This is a genomic window from Nitrobacter sp. (assembly GCF_051535215.1).
GTDB lineage: Bacteria > Pseudomonadota > Alphaproteobacteria > Rhizobiales > Xanthobacteraceae > Nitrobacter.
Genome location: NZ_JBPPLY010000002.1, coordinates 335,948 through 354,816 on the forward strand (window position 1 = coordinate 335,948; position 18,869 = coordinate 354,816).

The window sequence follows — 18,869 nt, forward strand, 5'->3', positions numbered from 1 at the left end:
GCCGGATCTATTCCGGCCACCCGCCTTTTTTCGCTCCAGTTCCTAAGACGTGGATGCCCGCAACAGGTGCGGGCATGACGAGGAAAAAATCGCTCCCGAAAACTTGTCCGGTTTCCTTAACCTCCCGGTAATCACGATCGGGGACCAATGGCGTGATCTCCGCCCGCAGGATCCGTCATGATTTCACGCGAACAACGCACGCCGCTCTCGGAATGGTGGTGGACCGTGGATCGGTGGCTGCTGGCGGCCATGATCCTTCTGATGCTGACCGGCGTGGTGCTGTCGCTCGCCGCCAGCCCCTCGGTCGCGACCCGGATCGGACTCGATCCGTTTCACTTCTTCCATCGCCACGTATTGTTTCTGCTGCCCTCGGTCGTCGTGATGGTCGGCGTGTCGTTCCTGTCGCCGCGCCAGATCCGTCGCTCGGCGCTGATCGTGTTCGGGCTCAGCATCGTGCTGATCGTAGCCACGCTCGTGTTCGGCCCGGAGGTCAAGGGCGCGAAACGCTGGATCACGATCCTCGGCGTCAACATTCAGGCTTCGGAATCCGCAAAACCCGCTTTCGTCGTGTTGGCGGCGTGGCTCTTCTCGGAATCCGCGCGCAAGCCCGAGATGCCCGCGACCTCGATGGCGCTGACGCTGCTATTGGGACTCGTCACGCTGCTGGTGCTGGAGCCCGATTTCGGCCAGACCATGCTGATCCTGATGGTGTGGGGAGCGCTGTTCTTCATCGCCGGCATGCGCATCGTCTGGGTGTTCGGTCTCGCAGGCACCGCGATCGCCGGATTGTTCGCCGCCTATATGCTGGTTCCTCATGTCGCTGTCCGCATCCAGCGATTCATGGATCCGGCTTCCGGCGACACATTCCAGGTCGATACCGCCATGGATGCTTTCGCCAACGGCGGCTGGTTCGGGCTCGGTCCGGGCGAGGGCATCGCCAAGCGGAGCCTTCCCGACAGTCACACCGACTTCGTGTTTGCGGTCGGCGCCGAGGAATTCGGCATCATCATGTGCCTTGCGCTGCTGGCGTTGTTCACCTTCATCGTCATGCGCACCCTGTCGCGCGCCTACGCGTCGGAGGATCTGTTCTCGCGCTTCGCCGCGTCCGGGCTCGCGATCATGTTCGGCGTGCAGGCGGCCATTAACATGGCGGTCAACCTGCATCTGATCCCCGCCAAGGGCATGACGCTGCCGTTCATTTCCTATGGCGGCTCGTCGATGGTCTCGCTCGCTTATGGCGTCGGCCTGATGCTGGCGCTGACGCGGCAGCGGCCGCGCACGGAAATGGAATCGATCGGCGAGGCCACCGCCGCCGCGAGCTATGCGTAGATGGATGTGTGTCCGCGGCCTGACCCTCATGCCCGGGCCATAGCCGTTCGAAGAACGGTGCTCCCCCATGGTGCCGGGCATCCACCTTTTGCAAGCGTGTGATAGGAAAAGGCGTGGATGGCCGGGACGAAGCCCGGCCATGACGATGGTGATTTGGGCCGGGTGACGATCTTGTGACCGAACAACAACCTCTCATCCTGCTCGCCGCCGGAGGCACCGGGGGACATCTGTTTCCAGCCGAGGCGCTCGGCGTCGAGCTGATGAAGCGCGGCCTGCGGGTGCGGCTGGTGACGGACTCGCGCGCGCTGCGCTATAGCGGGCTGTTCTCGAAGGACATGACCGACGTGGTGCCGAGCGAGACCGTGCGCGGCCGCTCGCCGCTGGCGCTGGCACGCACCGGCCTGATGCTCGCGACCGGCACGGCCGTCGCGTTCAAGCTGATGCATCGGTTGAAGCCAGCCGCCGTGATCGGCTTCGGCGGTTATCCGACCTTGCCGCCGCTGCTTGCCGCGCGGCTCGCCGGAATTCCGACCCTGATCCACGACGCCAACGCGGTAATGGGCCGCGCCAACCGCTTCCTGTCGCGCCGCGTCAGCGCCATCGCCACCTCGCTGCCGGGCGTGCTTGCCAAGGAGCCTTCGCTGATCGGCAAGACCACGACGACCGGCACGCCGATGCGGCCGGCTATTCTCGCAGCCGCCGCCGTTCCCTTTGCCGCGCCTGGTCCGGGCGATCCCATCCGCGTTCTCGTGGTCGGCGGCAGCCAGGGCGCGCGCGTCATGAGCGACATCGTGCCGGCGGCGATCGAAAAGCTCGAAGCCGCACTGCTGCGGCGGCTGGTGCTGACCCAGCAGGTGCGCGACGAAGACATGGCGCGGGTCCGCGCGGTTTATGATCGGCTCGGGATTAATGCCGAGCTGGCGCCGTTCTTCGCCGACCTGCCGGCGCGGCTGGCGTCGAGTCACATCATCGTCTCCCGCTCCGGCGCAGGCACGGTGGCCGAGCTTGGCGCGATCGGGCGCGCCTCGATCCTGGTGCCGCTTCCCGGCGCGATCGATCAGGACCAGTTCGCCAATGCCGGCGTGCTGGCGGATGCCGGCGGCGCGATCCGCATCGTGCAGGCGGATTTCACGCCGGAACGTCTCGCGGCCGAATTGTCCGCGCTGGCCGATGATCCGGCGCGGCTTGCGGCCATGGCGGCGGCAGCACGCACCGTGGGCCGGCTCGACGCGGCGGAGCGGCTCGCGGATCTGGTCGTTAAAGTGGCCGGAATCTAGCTGATTCGGACTTGTCATGCCCCGCGAAAGCGGGGCATCCAGTACGCCGTGCGGCCGCTGGGAATCGGTGGCGCGGAATACGGATCGTCCGCTTGGGACGATGACGGCAAGGAACAGACATGAGACTGCCGCGCGAAATCGGCCCCATCCACTTCGTCGGCATCGGCGGCATCGGCATGAGCGGCATCGCCGAGGTGCTGTGCAATCTCGGCTATACAGTGCAGGGTTCGGACGCTTCCGAGGGCGCCAATGTCAGCCGCCTGCGCGAGAAGGGAATCCATGTCACGGTCGGCCACAAGGCCGGCAACGTGAACGGCGCGGACGTGCTTGTGGTTTCCACCGCGATCAGGCGCGACAATCCCGAATTGATGGCGGCGCGCGCACAGCGCATTCCCGTCGTGCGTCGCGCCGAGATGCTCGCCGAACTGATGCGGCTGAAAAGCTGCGTCGCCATCGCAGGCACCCACGGCAAGACCACGACCACGTCCATGGTCGCGGCGCTGCTCGACGCCGGCGATTTCGATCCCACCGTCATCAACGGCGGCATCATCAACGCCTATGGCACCAATGCGCGGTTGGGGGCGGGCGAGTGGATGGTGGTGGAAGCCGACGAAAGCGACGGCACGTTTCTGAAACTGCCGACCGACGTCGCCATCGTCACCAATGTCGATCCCGAGCATCTCGATCACTTCAAGACTTTCGACGCCGTGCAGGATGCATTCCGCTCGTTTGTCGAGAACGTGCCGTTCTACGGCTTCGCGGTGATGTGCATCGATCATGCCGTCGTGCAGAGCATGGTCGGCAAGATCGAGGACCGCCGCATCATCACCTACGGCGAGAACCCGCAGGCCGACGCCCGGCTGGTCGACCTCGCGCCGAACGGCGGCGGCTCGCATTTCCGCGTCGTGTTCCGCAACCGCAAGACCGACGCCGCCCACGAGATCTCCGATCTGGTGCTGCCGATGCCCGGCCGCCACAACGCGCTCAACGCCACGGCGGCGATCGCGGTGGCGCATGAACTCGGCATTCCCGACGCAACCATCCGCAGCGCCCTCGCTGGGTTCGGCGGCGTCAAGCGGCGCTTTACCAAGACCGGCGACTGGAACGGCGTCACTATCATCGACGACTACGGTCATCATCCGGTCGAGATCGCCGCGGTGCTGAAAGCGGCGCGCGAGTCCACCGCCGGCCGGGTCATCGCCGTGGTGCAGCCGCATCGCTACAGCCGCCTGCAGTCGCTGTTCGAGGAATTCTGCACGTGCTTCAACGATGCCGATACCGTGGTCGTCGCCGAGGTCTATCCGGCGGGCGAGGCGCCGATCGAGGGCATCGACCGCGACCACTTCGTGCTCGGCCTGCGCGCTCACGGTCACCGCCAGGTGGTGCCGTTGCAGGAGTCGGCGGCGCTGCCGGGTGTCATTGCAGGTCTGGCGAAGCCCGGCGATTATGTGGTGTGCCTCGGCGCCGGCAACATCACGCAGTGGGCCTATGCGCTGCCGGGCGAACTCAAGGCGCTGGGATGATGGTCCTCGCGATGATGTTTGTGAAAAGTGGTGAATTTGCCGCGTGGCATGGACTGCTCTCTCCCCCCTTGTGGGGGAGAGGTGGAGAGGGGGGTATCTTTAACGTCGGTGCATGTTGCACATCCCCCTCCGTGATCCTCCCCCACAAGGGGGGAGAGAGCCGACCGTGCGGTTCGGCGACGCCATTGCTCAAGCAGCCATGACCTTCCCCGACGTCACCGCAAAACTGAAATCGCAGATGCCGGAGTTGCGCGGGCGGATGCTGGCGAACGAGCCGCTCGCGCCGCTGACATGGTTTCGCGTCGGCGGTCCGGCGCAGGTGCTGTTCACGCCGGCGGATGAAAACGATCTCGCTTATTTCCTGCGGCATCTGCCGGAGGAAATTCCGATCTACTGCATTGGCGTCGGCTCCAACCTGATCGTGCGCGACCGCGGCCTGCCGGGCGTGGTGATCCGCCTGTCGGCGCGCGGCTTCGGGGAGATCGCGACCGACGGCGAGACGTTGCACGCCGGCGCCGCGGCGCTCGACAAGCGCGTCGCCGAAGCTGCGGCCGTGGCGGGTCTCGGCGGCCTCGAATTCTATTTCGGTATCCCCGGCACCATCGGCGGTGCGCTGCGCATGAATGCCGGCGCCAACGGCAGCGAAACAAAAGATGTTCTGGTTCAGGCGCGCGCCGTCGGCCGCCGCGGCGACAAGATGACGTTCGACAATGCCGGCATGAAGTTCGAATACCGCAATAGCGCGATCTATCCTTCCGTCATCTTCACCGGTGCGACGTTTCGCGGACGCAAGGTCGCGCCGGAGGCGATCCGTGCGCGCATGGACGAGGTGCAGAGCCATCGCGAAACCGTGCAGCCGATCCGCGACAAGACCGGCGGCTCGACCTTCAAGAATCCGCCGGGGCAGAGCGCATGGAAACTGATCGATGCCGCCGGGATGCGCGGCCATCGCGTCGGCGGCGCGCAGGTCTCGGAGATGCACTGCAATTTCCTCATCAATACCGGCGATGCTACCGCGCGCGACATCGAGACGCTGGGGGACTTCGTGCGCGCGCAGGTGAAGAAGCAGTCGGGCGTCGACCTGCAATGGGAAATCAAGCGGATCGGGTTGGAATAGGCTTATGCGCATCACCATCCTTTTCGGCGGCAGCAACAAGGAGCGCCTCGTTTCGGTGGCGAGCGCGCAGGCGCTGCATCGCGCTTTGCCGGACGCGGAGCTGTGGTTCTGGGATGTGCGCGACGATGTCTATCGTGTGCGTTCCGAGGCGCTGCTCGGTCACGCGCGGCCGTTCGAGGACGAGTTCGTCCCCAGCGGCACAGGCGTCGCGCTTGAGCGGGCGCTCGATGCGGCGAAGGCCGAACAGCGCCTGCTGGTGCTTGGCCTTCATGGCGGTCGCGCCGAGAACGGCGAATTGCAGGCGATGTGCGAACTGCGCGGCATTCCTTTTACGGGCTCCGGCTCGGCCGCCTCACATCTTGCGTTCGACAAGGTCGCGGCGAAGCGGTTCGCGGCGCTGGCGGGCGTCAACGTGCCGCCCGGCGTGCTGCTGCAGGACATCGATCGTGCATTGGCCGAGCATGGCCGGCTGATCGCAAAACCCGCGCGGGATGGGTCGAGCTACGGGCTGATCTTCGTCAACGCGACGCAGGATCTCGTCGCCGTGCGCGAGGCGGCGAGGACCGAAGAATATGTGATCGAGCCGTTCGTGCCCGGCGTCGAGGCGACCTGCGGCGTGCTGGAGCGCGCCGACGGCACGGTCATCGCGCTTCCGCCGGTCGAGATCGTGCCGGCGGAGGGGGCGTTCGACTATGCCGCGAAATATCTGGCGGCGACGACGCAGGAGATCTGCCCCGGGAGGTTTTCGCCCGCGATCGCTGCTCGGATCATGGATGATGCGCTGCGGGCGCACCGGGCGTTGTCCTGCCGCGGTTATTCCCGCACCGATTTCATCGTGACCGGCGAAAAACCGGTCTATCTCGAAACCAATACCCTGCCGGGCCTGACCGCGGCCTCCCTCTACCCGAAGGCGCTTCGTGCGCAGGGGATCGGATTTTCGGATTTCCTGCGCGATCAGATCGTGCTTGCGGAAAAAGCCATCCGCCCGGCTTGAGAGTTTGCCGGCCGGCAAGGAACCGCCGGGGTATTTCGGTCAGGACAGCCGGCCCGCGTCCGAAAAGCCGCAAGGCATTCTTTTCTCGTATCAAAATGCGCTCTGTCGGCAGCAGTTTTACCTTTTGTTTACCAGTACGTCCGAAGGTTAACGCTGGCGGCCCATGTGACGCTTGGCTGCCGGGGCGCGAGCTGTTGCGGATTTTCCGCTTCGACGATCGCATCGAGGGAATTGCGGACCTGCCGCGAGGTCGGCGCCCCCGTCCGGCATTGCCAGGTGGTCGCGCGTGTCTCCGATTTGAGATTCCTGCCTCAGGCGCCGCGAGTTCCAAAGCGGTGCAGGGCAAAACGTTGACGAGCGCGCGCGATGAAGGGTGGAGGACGTCTCGATCGGTCGTTGAGATCGCCGGGGTCCATATCTGACCTGACGGGGTCCGGCCTGCTGAAGCAGGCCGACCTGATCAGGCTCGCCGCGAGCGGCGCGGGTATCTTGCTGCGCGAGCAGATCGCGAAGCTGAAGCGCGCCCGGGCGGATCGCCTCGATGCGCGTGCCAGGAACCCCAACCGCGCAATCGCCTTTCTGGAGCGCTACGTTCCGCGCCGGCTCGGCATGGCGCTGACCGTGATCGTCCTCGGCGGCGGCGCGGCGCTCGGTGTCATCACGGGCGGACACGTCGACGCGGCGATCGGTGCTTTGAGCGATGCGCGCAATGCGCTCGCCAATGCTGCGGGTTTCCGCATCAGTTCGGTCACCGTCAACGGCCGCAAGCAGTTGACGCAGGACGAGGTGTTGGCGGTCGGCGGCGTCAATGGCCGTTCCTCGCTGTTGTTCCTCGATGCGGCCGGCGTGCGCGACAGTCTGAAAGGCGATCCGTGGATTGCGGACGCGACCGTGCTGAAACTTTATCCCGGGGCGTTGCAGATCGACATCACCGAGCGCCGTCCCTTCGCGTTATGGCAGGAGGACGGCAAGCTGTCGGTGATCGCGGATGACGGTGTCGTACTCGAGCCTTACGTCACCCGCCGCTTCGCTTCGCTGCCGCTCGTGGTCGGGAAGGGGGCGGAAACCCGCGCCAAAGATTTCCTCGCTCTGGTCGCGCAATACCCGGTGGTGAACAACCAGCTCAAGGCCGCGATCCTAGTCGGCGAGCGGCGCTGGAATCTGCGTCTCAAGGATGGCCTCGATATCCGCCTGCCGGAGACCGACGTCGGTCGCGCGCTCGCTGCGCTGGTGAAATACGACATGGAAGACAAGCTGCTGTCGCGCGACATCACCGCCATCGACATGCGGCTGCCCGACCGCATGACTGTGCGGCTTTCGGAAGAGGCCGCCAAGGCGCGCGAAGAGCAGTTCAAGAAATCCAGCAAGAAGGCCGGCAGCGCATGACCGGCCTCGACCGCAACCAGACCCCGAAGACGCGGCCGATGCCGCACAATCGCAGCGCGCTGGTGGCGTCGCTGGACATCGGCACCAGCAAGATCGCCTGCCTGATCGCGCGGCTGAAGCCGAGCGCGCCGAACGAAGCCCTGCGCGGACGGACCCATTCGGTCGAACTGATCGGCTACAGCCAGATCCAGTCGCGCGGCATGAAGGCCGGCGCGGTGGCCGATCTCGCCCAATGCGAACAGGCGGTGCGCCAGGCGGTGTCGCTCGCCGAGCAGATGGCGAAGGTCCGGGTCGAATCGGTGTTGCTGCCGGTGTCGGCAGGGCGGCTGCAGGGCCAGTTGATCGAAGCCGCGTCCCAAATCCAGGGCGGCGCGGTCAGTCCGGCCGACGTCAGCCGCGTCACCTCGACCGGCATGCGCCACGCTACCGCCCCCGGCCGCACCGTGCTTCATGCACTGCCGGTCGGCTATTCGCTCGACGGCGTCAAGGGAATCCGCGATCCCCGCGGCATGGTGGCTCGCCGGTTCGGCGTCGACATGAACGTGGTGACGGCGGAGGCAACAGTCGCGAAAAACCTGATGCTGGCGGTCGAACGTTGTCACCTCACCGTGGAGGCCATGGCAGCGAGCCCCTATGTGGCGGGCCTGTCGGTTCTGACCGACGACGAAGCCGATCTCGGTGCCGCGGTGGTGGAGATGGGAGCCGGAACGACCACGATCGCGATTTATTCGGCCGGCCGCTTCGTTCATGCCAGCGGTTTCGCCATCGGCGGGCATCACGTCACGATGGATCTCGCCCGCGGGCTTGGCGCGTGCATTGCGGATGCCGAGCGAATCAAGACGTTATATGGCACGGTGCTGACGGGCGGTTCCGACGTCCGCGAACTGATGACGGTTCCGGCAGCCGGAGATAGCGACAGCGACGCGCCTCAGGTCGTATCGCGCGCGACAATCGCCAATATCGTTCGTCAGCGTGTCGAGGAGATTTTTGAGATGGTCAGGGACCGGCTCGCGGATTCCCCCTTTGCCGCCGAGCCGCGCGCGCGGGTGGTGCTGAGCGGCGGCGCGTCGCAACTCACCGGCGTTCCTGAACTCGCGACGCGCATCCTCCGCCGTCCGGTCCGCATCGGCCGTCCGCTCGGCTTCGGACGGCTGCCCCACGAGGCCAAGAGCGCGTCCTTTGCGGTTCCCACCGGCCTGCTGGTGTATCCGCAATACGCACATCTCGAACATGTCGAACCGCGGCACACGCGGGAGCTTCGCACAGGGACGAACGGTTATTTCGGAAAGGTCGGACGATGGCTCCGGGAGGGCTTCTGATGAATTTTCCGCCGATTTGCAGATTCCATCAACTCCCACGGTCGACGACCGCTGGCACAGCGACACCGCGCGCGTAATCGAGAGGCAACCATGACCATCAATCTCAACGTTCCCGACATTCACGAGCTGAAGCCGCGGATCACCGTATTCGGAGTCGGCGGCGCTGGCGGCAACGCGGTCAACAATATGATCACCGCCGGATTGCAGGGTGTCGATTTCGTGGTTGCCAATACCGATGCGCAGGCGCTGACAATGTCCAAGGCGCAGCGCATCATCCAGATGGGCACGCAGGTCACCCAGGGTCTCGGCGCCGGCTCGCAGCCGGATGTCGGCGCGGCGGCGGCGCAGGAGGTCATCGACGAGATCCGTGATCATCTCTCGGGCGCGAACATGGTGTTCGTCACCGCCGGAATGGGCGGCGGCACCGGGACGGGAGCCGCTCCGGTGATCGCCAAGGCCGCGCGCGAGATGGGGATCCTGACCGTCGGCGTCGTCACCAAGCCGTTCCACTTCGAAGGCCAGCGCCGCATGCGTACCGCCGATTCAGGAATCGGCGAGCTGCACAAGGTGGTCGATACGCTGCTGATTATCCCGAACCAGAATCTGTTCCGGGTCGCCAACGAAAAGACCACTTTCGCCGATGCCTTCGCGATGGCCGATCAGGTGCTCTATTCGGGCGTCGCCTGCATCACCGACCTGATGGTGAAGGAAGGGCTGATCAATCTCGACTTCGCCGACGTCCGCGCGGTGATGCGCGAGATGGGCAAGGCGATGATGGGCACCGGCGAGGCCTCGGGCGAGAAGCGCGCGCTCACCGCCGCCGAAGCCGCGATCGCCAACCCGCTGATCGACGACTCATCGATGAAGGGCGCGCGCGGCCTTCTGATCTCGATCACCGGCGGCAAGGACCTGACGCTGTTCGAGGTCGACGAGGCCGCCACCCGCATCCGCGAGGAGGTCGATCAGGACGCGAACATCATCGTCGGCGCGACCTTCGACGAGAGCCTCGACGGCATCATCCGCGTGTCGGTGGTGGCGACCGGCATCGACCAGAGCACGATCGCGCGCACCGCAGCCGCCACCCCGGCCACGAAACCGATTTCGCCCACTCCGCCAACGACCACCACGAACGACACCCGTATCTCCGATCTGAGCGCGAAGCTGCGCGAGGACCAGAAGCGCCAGGCCGCTCTGGCTGCTGCTCAGACGCAGAAGGCCGCCGAGCAGCCGCGCCCGATCGTTCAGGTTGCAGCGGCGCAGCCCGCAGCCCCCGCTCCCACCGTCGAGCGTGCGGCGCTGGAGGCCATTGCCGCCGCCGTCGCCGAGCCGCTGCCGCCGGCCGCTCCGACGGCGATGCAGCCGGCGTCCTACGGCGACGTCACCGTCCGGCCGATCGCGCAAAAGCCGACGCTGTTTCCGGATCACGATCCCGCGCCGCGTGAGAACCACGAGCCCCCGCCGCCGGAGAATTTCATCCCGCAGCCGGCCGAGCGCGCGCCGGTACGCGCACCGCGGATGCCGAGGATCGAGGAACTGCCGATGCCCGCGCAAAACGAGATTCGTCAGGCGAGGGGCGAGACCGAGGGGGATCATCCGCAGAAAAGCCGGCTGTCGCTGTTGCAGCGCCTCGCCAATGTCAGCCTCGGTCGCCGCGACCAGGACGAGCCGCCGATCGCGGCGCGGTCCTCCGGGCCGGCCATGGCGCCGATGCCGCCCTTGCCGGAGCGCCGGCCGCAGCGCAGCGTAGCCGAGCAGATGGCTCACGAGCCGGTTTCGGAATATGCAAGACGTCCGGCGCCCCAGGGGCTCGACTCGCACGGCCGCCCGGCGCCTGTCGCACCGGCGCCGCAAGGGGACGACCACCTGGATATCCCCGCTTTTCTGCGGCGGCAGGCCAACTGAGCACTTGTAACAAATCGAACTCAGGGGCTTCGGCCACCCCGTGCCGGGCCCCTTGTTCTTGCTTAATCGGATATTTCAGCCTTTCTCGACAAGCGATTAAAATTTAACAGAAAATTCTCAATCTCATGTTTCGCTTTAAGATCGTGCCGGCGATAACAAATTTGGTCAACCGGCGGCGTGATTGCGGCGGAGATGGGGTAACAATTGGTAAAGAAGCGTGAATTGGCGCTCTTTGGGGCAACCGGTATGTTTTAGCGGTGACTTTGGGGATCACGAATCGATTCGCTGCCTTCCAGGCACGAGTTCGGCATTCGCGAATGAGTCACTTGGGCACGGGTAATGAAATTCAACCGTCAGACGACGCTTCGTTCGCGAGCCACCGTGACGGGTGTCGGCGTTCATTCCGGGTCAGCGGTCAGTCTGACCCTTGGACCTGCGGCCATTGACGCAGGTTTTATTTTTGTCCGGAGCGGCACCGACGGAGACGACCGGCGCGTTCGCGCCGTCGCAAAATCCGTCACCTCGACCGAACTGGCCACGGTACTGGGGGACCAGCAGGGTCCGCTGGTGTCCACCGCCGAACACGTTCTTGCTGCGCTGCGGGGCCTCGGGGTCGACAACGCCACCATCGAAATCGACGGCCCCGAAGTGCCGATCATGGACGGCAGTTCGGCCGCGTTCGTCGCTGCGATCGATCAGGCGGGCATTGTCGAGCAGTCCGCGGCGCGTCGGTTCATTCAGGTCTTGAAGCCGGTGCGGGTGAAGAGGGACGACGCCTACGGCGAACTGCATCCCCACGCGCGCGGTTTTCGCATCGAGGTCGAGATCGATTTCGCCAATCCGGTGATCGGTCATCAGGATTATGCGCTCGACCTCAATCCCGAAAGCTTTCGCCGCGAAATCAGCCGCGCCCGTACGTTCGGCTGCATGAACGATGTCGAAAAACTGCGGAGCGCGGGCTTTGCGCGCGGCGCGTCCTTCGAAAACTCCATGGTGTTCGACGACGAGCGCCTGCTGAATGCCGAAGGCCTGCGCTATGCCGACGAGTGCGCGCGGCATAAGGTTCTCGATGTGATCGGCGATCTTGCGCTCGCGGGGCTGCCGCTGATCGGTGGCTATCGCTCGGTGCGCGGCGGTCACAAGCTCAACCATGCGGTGCTCACGGCCATGATGGCCGATCGGACCGCATGGCGGGTGGTCGAGGGCCAGCCAGCCTCGCGTCAGCGCAGTCAGAGCGAAGCAGTCGGCGGAATGGTAGGCGGCATGGCTGCGGCCTATGGTCCCAACGTGTCCTGATCGGCAGGACACAACAGTTCTACCCTGTCCATGCATCTCGGTTCTGTTCTGTCGCTCTGCAAATTGCCTGAGGCGTCATCTGGCAAGCTGGAGCGTTCTGCGGCCCGGCGTTTCGCCTTAATCCGGGCGAATTAGCTGCGTACCCGATTTGGTTAGAGTAGATTGCCTTTTGGCGGAATCAGCAGCCGTCAGCCCGGCTTTGTGCTGAGCATCCATGTCTTTGGAATATCTTTGGAGTTTAGGAAGATGTGGATGGCGGGAACGAGCCCGGCCATGACAGAACACAGTGTTCCATCAAAATGCGCTCTGGAGCATGATCCCGAAAATTGGGAACCGGTTTACCGCCTGTTCCGGGCGGTGCCCGAGTCACCGCATCACAGACGTCAGGTTTTCATCGATGTTGGCTAAGCGTATGGCGCTCGGACGGATCGCGTTGACGAATCGCACAGTTCGCCTCGACCGGTTGAGCCGGAAACTGCGGCTCGTCGCCGGTCTCGTGGTTTTGGGGACGACCCTGAGCGGTTGCGGGACGGGCGCGCTGTGGGACAAGTTCCTGGCGAAGGACGAGCAGACCTTCAGCGATGAACCGGCGGACAAGCTCTATAACGAGGGCTTGTTCCTGATGAACAACAGCAAGGACCTCAAGGGAGCGACGAAGAAGTTCGACGAGGTCGACCGCGAGCACCCGTACTCGGAATGGGCGCGGAAGTCGCTGCTGATGTCGGCCTACGCCTCTTATCAGGCCGGCGATTACGACACCTGCATCGGCTCCGCTTCGCGCTACGTCACCCTGCATCCCGGCAGTCCTGACGCAGCCTATGCGCAATATCTGATCGCCGCATCCAACTACGATCAGATTCCGGATATCTCGCGCGATCAGGCCCGGACCGAAAAAGCGATGAATTCGCTTGAGGAAGTGATCCGCAAATATCCGACGTCCGAATACGCCGGCGAAGCCAAGAAGAAGCTCGAGGGTGCGCGCGACCAACTCGCCGGCAAGGAAATGGCGATCGGCCGCTACTACATGGAGCGGCGCGATTACACCGGCGCCATCAACCGCTTCAAGACCGTGGTGACCCGCTACCAGACCACGCGGCACGTCGAGGAGGCGCTGGCGCGGCTGACCGAAGCCTATATGGCGATCGGCATCGTCGGCGAGGCGCAGACCGCCGCCGCCGTGCTCGGCCACAACTTTCCGGATAGCCGCTGGTACAAGGACGCCTACAATCTCGTGAAGTCCGGCGGGGCCGAGCCGAGCGAGAATCGGGGCTCGTGGATCAGCAAGGCGTTCAAGAAGATGGGGCTCGGCTAGCGGAGTGGTTCAGAAGTTTGCATCAAAGGTTGCTGCAAGGGCATGCGAACTTCGCAATCGTGACGGATCGAATCGATCCAAGATCATCGCGATCTAGTGTCCTGATCAGAACTTCGCTAGACTCTCCGTTACGCGTCTCTGCAAGCCCGTCAGCGACACCCATGGCAGGAACCAGCCTCAGATGCTTGCGCGTCTTTCGATCCGCGACATCGTCCTGATCGAGCGGCTCGATATCGAGTTCGCCTCCGGCCTTGCGGTGTTGACCGGCGAAACCGGCGCGGGAAAATCCATTCTGCTCGATGCCTTCGCGCTGGCGCTCGGCGGTCGCGGCGACGCCGGGCTGGTCCGCCACGGCGCCGAGCAGGGACAGGTGACCGCCACCTTCGAGATTCCGAAAAGCCATCCGGCGGCCGCGATTCTCGCCGCCAACGGCATCGACGGCGCAGTGTCCGACGATTCGGGCGAGATGATCCTGCGCCGGGTCCAACTCGCCGACGGCCGCACCCGCGCTTTCATCAACGATCAGGCGATCAGCGTGCAGACCCTGAAAGCGGTGGGTGCGGCGCTGGTGGAGATTCACGGCCAGCACGACGAGCGGGCGCTGGTCGATGCCTCCTCTCATCGGCGGCTGCTCGATGCGTTTGCCGGGCTGGAGACCGATGTTGCCGCGCTGGAGGCGCTGTGGGAAGCCCGCCGCGCCGCCCGCACCGCGCTCGACGATCACCGCGCCGGCGTGGAACGCGCAGCGCGTGAGGCCGACTATCTGCGTCATGCGTCCGATGAGCTAAGGCAACTCGCGCCGCAGGATGGCGAGGAAACCGCGCTGGCCGAGCGCCGCGCCGCCATGATGGCCGGTGAAAAGATCGCGGCCGACTTGCGCGAGGCGCAGGACGCCGTCAGCGGCAATCGTTCGCCGGTAAGCGTGCTGGCGGCGGCGGTGCGGCGGCTGGAACGCCGGGCCGCCAGTTCGCCGAGCCTGGTCGAACCAGCGGTCAGGTCCATCGACGCGGCGATCAACGAGCTGGAGGAGGCTGACCAGCATCTCGCCGCGGCGCTCGCTGCCGCCGATTTCGACCCGGCCGAACTGGAGCGCATCGAGGAACGGCTGTTCGCGTTGCGCGCGGCGTCGCGCAAATATGCGACGCCGGTGGATGGGCTCGCGGCGCTTGCCGCGAAGTTCGTGAACGACGTCGCGCTGATCGACGCTGGCGCGGAGCGGCTGGTGGTGCTTGAGAAGCAGGTTGCTGAGGCCGACAAGCGCTATGCGGCTGCCGCCGCGAAGTTGTCCGCCGCGCGCATCAAGGCCGCGGAAAAACTCGACAAGGCGGTCAACGCCGAACTTGCGCCGCTGAAGCTCGAACGCGCGACGTTCTCCACCCAGATCGAGTCGGATCCGGCATCAGTGGGACCGCAAGGCTTCGATCGCGTCGAGTTCTGGGTGCAGACCAATCCCGGTACCCGGCCGGGGCCGCTGATGAAGGTCGCCTCCGGCGGCGAACTGTCGCGCTTCCTGCTGGCGCTTAAAGTGGTGCTGTCCGACAAGGGCTCGGCGCCGACGCTGGTATTCGACGAGATCGATACCGGGGTCGGCGGCGCGGTGGCGGACGCCATCGGCGCGCGGCTGGCGCGCTTGGCCTGCAAGGTGCAGGTGATGGCGGTGACGCACGCGCCTCAGGTCGCGGTGCGCGCCGACCAGCATCTGCTCATCTCGAAGGATGCGCTCGATCGCGGCAAACGCGTCGCCACCCGCGTCGCGACGCTGGCGGAGGATCACCGTCGCGAGGAGATCGCGCGGATGCTCGCCGGCGCGGAGATCACGGCGGAAGCCCGCGCGGCTGCGGAACGGCTGCTCAAGGCTGCGGGATAGGATGTCATTCCCGGACACGCTAGCGACGAAAATCCGACCGCAATGGCCTTCATCGGCGCGTAACCCATGGTTGGGTTTTGATCCCTCGCGTGACCATTTCCGCCGCCATTAGTTATTCCGTCATTCCGGGGCGCGTCGCAGACGCGAACCCGGAATCCGGCCATAACATCAACGAGCAATTTCAGAATAAAGGTCTCTCCAGTCGGGATTGTCCTTCTCAATCAATCCGATCTTCCAAGCGCGTCGCCATTTCTTAATTTCCTTTTCGCGTTCGATCGCGGTGACGGGATCATCGTATGTCTCGAACCAGACCAGTCGGCGGATATCGTAGCGCGAGGTGAATCCGGGAAGCAGTTTCTCTCTGTGCTGACAGGTTCGACGGACCAGGTCCTTCGTAATCCCAAGGTAGAGCGTTCCCTGTTTGCGGCTCGCCAGAAGATAAACGTAGAACATCCGTCGCCCTTGACTGGATTCCGGGCTCGCTCGCTTCCGCTCGCGCCCCGGAATGACTAAGACTAGTCCGCAAGAGTTCGGATGCCCAGATGCCGTCAGAACCCAAGGACGCTCCCGCCATCGCCTCTCTCACCCGCGCGAAGGCGAAGGTCGAGCACAAGCGGCTTGCGCTGGAGATCGAGGCGCATGATGCGCGCTACTACCAGAAGGACGCGCCGACGATTTCCGACGCCGCTTACGACGTGCTGCGGCAGCGGCTCGAAGCGATCGAGGCGCGCTTTCCTGAACTCGTTACCGCGAGTTCGCCGACACAGACCATCGGCGCCGCGCCCGCGCGCGGTTTTGCGAAAGTGCGGCACGCGGTGCCGATGCTGTCGCTCGGCAACGCCTTCAGCGACGAGGACGTGACGGAGTTCGTCGAACGCATCCGCCGTTTCCTGAAACTCGGCGCGGACGATATGCCCGCCATCGTCGCGGAGCCGAAAATCGACGGCCTGTCGCTGTCCCTGCGCTACGAACACGGCGAGCTCGTGCGCGCGGCGACCCGCGGCGACGGTTTTACCGGCGAGGACGTCACCGCCAACGTCCGCACCATCAAGGATGTGCCGCACAGACTGAAGGGCCGCGACATTCCCGCCGCCTGCGAGCTGCGCGGCGAAGTCTACATGCTGAAAAAGGATTTTCTCGCGCTCAACAGGAAGCAGGAGGAAGCCGGTGACACCGTGTTCGCCAATCCGCGCAACTCGGCCGCCGGCTCGCTACGACAGAAGGATGTCGCGATCACCGCCTCGCGTCCGCTGAAGTTTTTCGCTTATGCCTGGGGCGAGATGACGGATCGTCCTGCCGATACCCAGCACGGCATGCTGGGGTGGCTGGAAAAGGCGGGCTTCGTCGTCAATCCGCTGATTGAATTGTGCCACAGCGTCGACGAGGTGCTGGCATTTTATCGCAAGATCGGCGAGCAGCGCGCCACGCTTGGCTACGACATCGACGGCGTGGTCTACAAGGTCGACCGGCTCGACTGGCAGGAACGCCTCGGCTTCGTGTCGCGAAGCCCGCGCTGGGCGATCGCGCACAAGTTCGCCGCCGAGCAGGCGACCACGATTCTCAAGGGCATCGACATCCAGGTCGGCCGTACCGGCGCGATGACGCCGGTGGCGCGGCTCGAGCCGGTCGCCGTCGGCGGCGTCGTGGTGCAGAACGCGACGCTGCACAACGAGGACTACATCAAAGGCATCGGCAATGACGGGCAACCGATCCGCGACGGTGTTGATCTGCGCATCGGCGACACCGTGGTGGTGCAACGCGCCGGGGACGTGATCCCGCAGGTGGTCAGCGTCGCCATCGACAAGCGGCCGGCGAACGCACAGCCTTACGTGTTTCCTCACAAGTGTCCGATCTGCGGCAGCCACGCCGTGCGCGAGGAGGGCGAGGCGGTGCGCCGCTGCACCGGTGCGCTGATCTGCCCGGCGCAGGCGGTGGAGCGGCTCAAGCATTTCGTCTCGCGTCTCGCTTTCGACATCGACGGCCTCGGTGAAAAGCAGATCCAGGAGTTCTATGACGACGGCCTCATCATGCATCCCGTCGACATCTTCACGTTGCAGAAGCGCGACGCGCGCGCGGCAAAAAAACTGCGCGATCGCGAAGGTTATGGCGAGGTCTCGGAGCGCAACCTGTTCGCCGCGATCGACGCGCGCCGCAGGATCGAACTCAATCGCCTGATCTTCGCTCTCGGCATCCGCCATGTCGGCGAGGGCAACGCCAAGCTGCTGGCACGGCATTACGGCAGCATCGAAAACTTTCGCAGCGCCATGGCGGAAGCCGCCGCGGCTCAGACGGAAGAAGGCAACGACTCCGAGGCCTATGCCGATCTGAACAACATCGGCGGCATCGGCGAGATCGTCGCCGATGCCGTGGTCGAGTTCTTCGCCGAGAAGCGCAACGTCAAGGCGCTCGACGATCTGCTCGAGGAGATCGAGGTGCTCCCGGTTGCGCAGGCACGCAGCGACTCCGCCGTGGCGGGCAAGACCGTGGTCTTCACCGGTGCGCTTGAAAAATTCACCCGCGACGAGGCCAAAGCAGCGGCGGAACGCATGGGCGCAAAAGTCTCGGGCTCGGTGTCGAAGAAAACCGACCTCGTCGTCGCCGGTCCCGGCGCCGGTTCGAAGCTGAAGGATGCGGAGAAGCTCGGCGTGAGGGTGATTTCCGAGGACGAGTGGCTCGATCTGATCGGGGGATGAGGAACTAGCGTTTTCGAGCGAAGTGGAATCCGCTTCGCGTGAAGATAACGCGTCAAATCAAGAGGCTGGAGTCGCATCGTTTCCGTGGAACGGTGAACAGTCATTCCGGGGTATCCACCGCAGGCGGACGCGTCAGGCTGGCGGGCCGATCGTCACCGTCAGCGTGCCGACGCCCTCGCAGCCGCATTCGATCCTGTCGCCCGGCGCGAGGGGCGAGACGCCGGCGGGCGTGCCGGTCATGATGATGTCGCCGGCGCCAAGCGCAACCTGCTGCGACAGTTGCGCGATGATCTCCGGCACGTTCCAGATCATCTGCGCGAGATCGCCGGACTGCCGCTCCCTGCCGTTGACCGAAAGCCAGATGCGTCCCTTCGTCGGATGGCCGATCCTCGCTGCGGGTTGCAGCGCGCCGCAAGGCGCGGAGTGATCGAACGATTTTGCGATCTCCCAGGGCTGCTCCTTCTTGCGCGCCGCGTTCTGCAGGTCGCGCCGCGTGAGGTCGATGCCGACGGCGTAGCCGTAGACATGGTCGAGCGCTCGGTCGGCGGGGATGCGCAAGGCGCCGCTCTTCATCGCGACCACCAACTCGACCTCGTGATGCAGGTCGCCGGTCAGCGGCGGATAGGGGATGGCCGCGCCGTCGGCTTCGATCATGTCGGCATGTTTGGCGAAGAAAAACGGCGGTGCGCGCTCGTCGTTGCCCATCTCGCGGACGTGGTCGAGATAGTTGCGGCCGACGCACCAGATGCGGCGGACCGGAAAAAATCCGTCTTCGCCCGCGACGGCGATAGCCGCTTGCGGTGGTTGCGGAATCACAAAGGACGCTGCACTCATGCGGCTCTCCGCGTTCGTTC

General features: G+C 65.0%; 14 protein-coding genes and 1 pseudogene. 13 read left to right on the forward strand and 2 right to left on the reverse strand.

Annotated elements, in window-relative coordinates; all coding sequences use genetic code 11:
* The first annotated feature begins 177 nt into the window (after positions 1 to 177).
* The 12 genes and pseudogenes from ftsW (at position 178) to recN (ending at position 15,322) form a co-directional block, all read left to right on the forward strand.
* On the forward strand, positions 178 to 1,329 hold the full coding sequence (gene ftsW / locus ACS3WB_RS04215) for a putative lipid II flippase FtsW (protein WP_438274312.1): 1,152 nt from the start codon (positions 178 to 180) through the stop codon (positions 1,327 to 1,329).
* Between the two features lie 173 nt (positions 1,330 to 1,502).
* Positions 1,503 to 2,606, forward strand: a complete 1,104-nt coding sequence (murG, locus tag ACS3WB_RS04220; RefSeq protein WP_438274313.1) for an undecaprenyldiphospho-muramoylpentapeptide beta-N-acetylglucosaminyltransferase — start codon at positions 1,503 to 1,505, stop codon at positions 2,604 to 2,606.
* Positions 2,607 to 2,725: 119 nt separating this feature from the next.
* Positions 2,726 to 4,129, forward strand: coding sequence for a UDP-N-acetylmuramate--L-alanine ligase (murC, locus tag ACS3WB_RS04225; protein WP_438274314.1), 1,404 nt, complete (start codon positions 2,726 to 2,728; stop codon positions 4,127 to 4,129).
* A 199-nt stretch (positions 4,130 to 4,328) separates the two neighbouring features.
* Positions 4,329 to 5,246: a UDP-N-acetylmuramate dehydrogenase gene (gene murB / locus ACS3WB_RS04230; protein ID WP_438274366.1), complete on the forward strand. Its 918-nt coding sequence runs from the start codon at positions 4,329 to 4,331 to the stop codon at positions 5,244 to 5,246.
* A gap of 4 nt (positions 5,247 to 5,250) precedes the next feature.
* On the forward strand, positions 5,251 to 6,240 hold the full coding sequence (locus ACS3WB_RS04235; protein ID WP_438274315.1) for a D-alanine--D-alanine ligase family protein: 990 nt from the start codon (positions 5,251 to 5,253) through the stop codon (positions 6,238 to 6,240).
* Positions 6,241 to 6,309: 69 nt separating this feature from the next.
* Positions 6,310 to 6,482, forward strand: a pseudogene (locus tag ACS3WB_RS04240) (D-alanine--D-alanine ligase); the annotation flags it as partial.
* A gap of 124 nt (positions 6,483 to 6,606) precedes the next feature.
* Positions 6,607 to 7,626 (forward strand): cell division protein FtsQ/DivIB, encoded by a 1,020-nt coding sequence (locus tag ACS3WB_RS04245; RefSeq protein ID WP_438274316.1) that lies wholly within the window; start codon positions 6,607 to 6,609, stop codon positions 7,624 to 7,626.
* Positions 7,623 to 8,945 carry a cell division protein FtsA gene (ftsA, locus tag ACS3WB_RS04250; protein ID WP_438274317.1) on the forward strand — a complete coding sequence of 441 codons (1,323 nt, stop codon included), beginning with the start codon at positions 7,623 to 7,625 and terminating at the stop codon, positions 8,943 to 8,945. Before ACS3WB_RS04245 ends, ftsA begins: the two co-directional genes overlap by 4 nt.
* A 90-nt stretch (positions 8,946 to 9,035) precedes the next feature.
* Positions 9,036 to 10,847, forward strand: a complete 1,812-nt coding sequence (ftsZ, locus tag ACS3WB_RS04255) for a cell division protein FtsZ (protein ID WP_438274318.1) — start codon at positions 9,036 to 9,038, stop codon at positions 10,845 to 10,847.
* Positions 10,848 to 11,186: 339 nt separating this feature from the next.
* A complete protein-coding gene (gene lpxC, locus ACS3WB_RS04260) occupies positions 11,187 to 12,143 on the forward strand; it encodes a UDP-3-O-acyl-N-acetylglucosamine deacetylase (protein WP_438274319.1) in 957 nt (318 codons plus the stop codon).
* Positions 12,144 to 12,555: 412 nt separating this feature from the next.
* On the forward strand, positions 12,556 to 13,455 hold the full coding sequence (locus ACS3WB_RS04265) for an outer membrane protein assembly factor BamD (protein WP_438274367.1): 900 nt from the start codon (positions 12,556 to 12,558) through the stop codon (positions 13,453 to 13,455).
* Positions 13,456 to 13,636: 181 nt separating this feature from the next.
* Positions 13,637 to 15,322, forward strand: coding sequence for a DNA repair protein RecN (recN, locus tag ACS3WB_RS04270; protein WP_438274320.1), 1,686 nt, complete (start codon positions 13,637 to 13,639; stop codon positions 15,320 to 15,322).
* Positions 15,323 to 15,490: 168 nt separating this feature from the next.
* Here recN and ACS3WB_RS04275 read toward each other — a convergent pair whose 3' ends face one another.
* Positions 15,491 to 15,775, reverse strand: a complete 285-nt coding sequence (locus tag ACS3WB_RS04275) for a GIY-YIG nuclease family protein (RefSeq protein WP_438274321.1) — start codon at positions 15,773 to 15,775, stop codon at positions 15,491 to 15,493.
* Between the two features lie 89 nt (positions 15,776 to 15,864).
* On the opposite strand from ACS3WB_RS04275, the gene ligA reads away from it, so the two are divergent.
* Positions 15,865 to 18,015, forward strand: coding sequence for an NAD-dependent DNA ligase LigA (gene ligA, locus ACS3WB_RS04280; RefSeq protein ID WP_438274322.1), 2,151 nt, complete (start codon positions 15,865 to 15,867; stop codon positions 18,013 to 18,015).
* Positions 18,016 to 18,147: 132 nt separating this feature from the next.
* Here the strand turns inward: ligA and ACS3WB_RS04285 are convergent, their stop codons facing one another.
* Positions 18,148 to 18,849 (reverse strand): fumarylacetoacetate hydrolase family protein, encoded by a 702-nt coding sequence (locus ACS3WB_RS04285; protein ID WP_438274323.1) that lies wholly within the window; start codon positions 18,847 to 18,849, stop codon positions 18,148 to 18,150.
* Between the last annotated feature and the right edge of the window lie 20 nt (positions 18,850 to 18,869).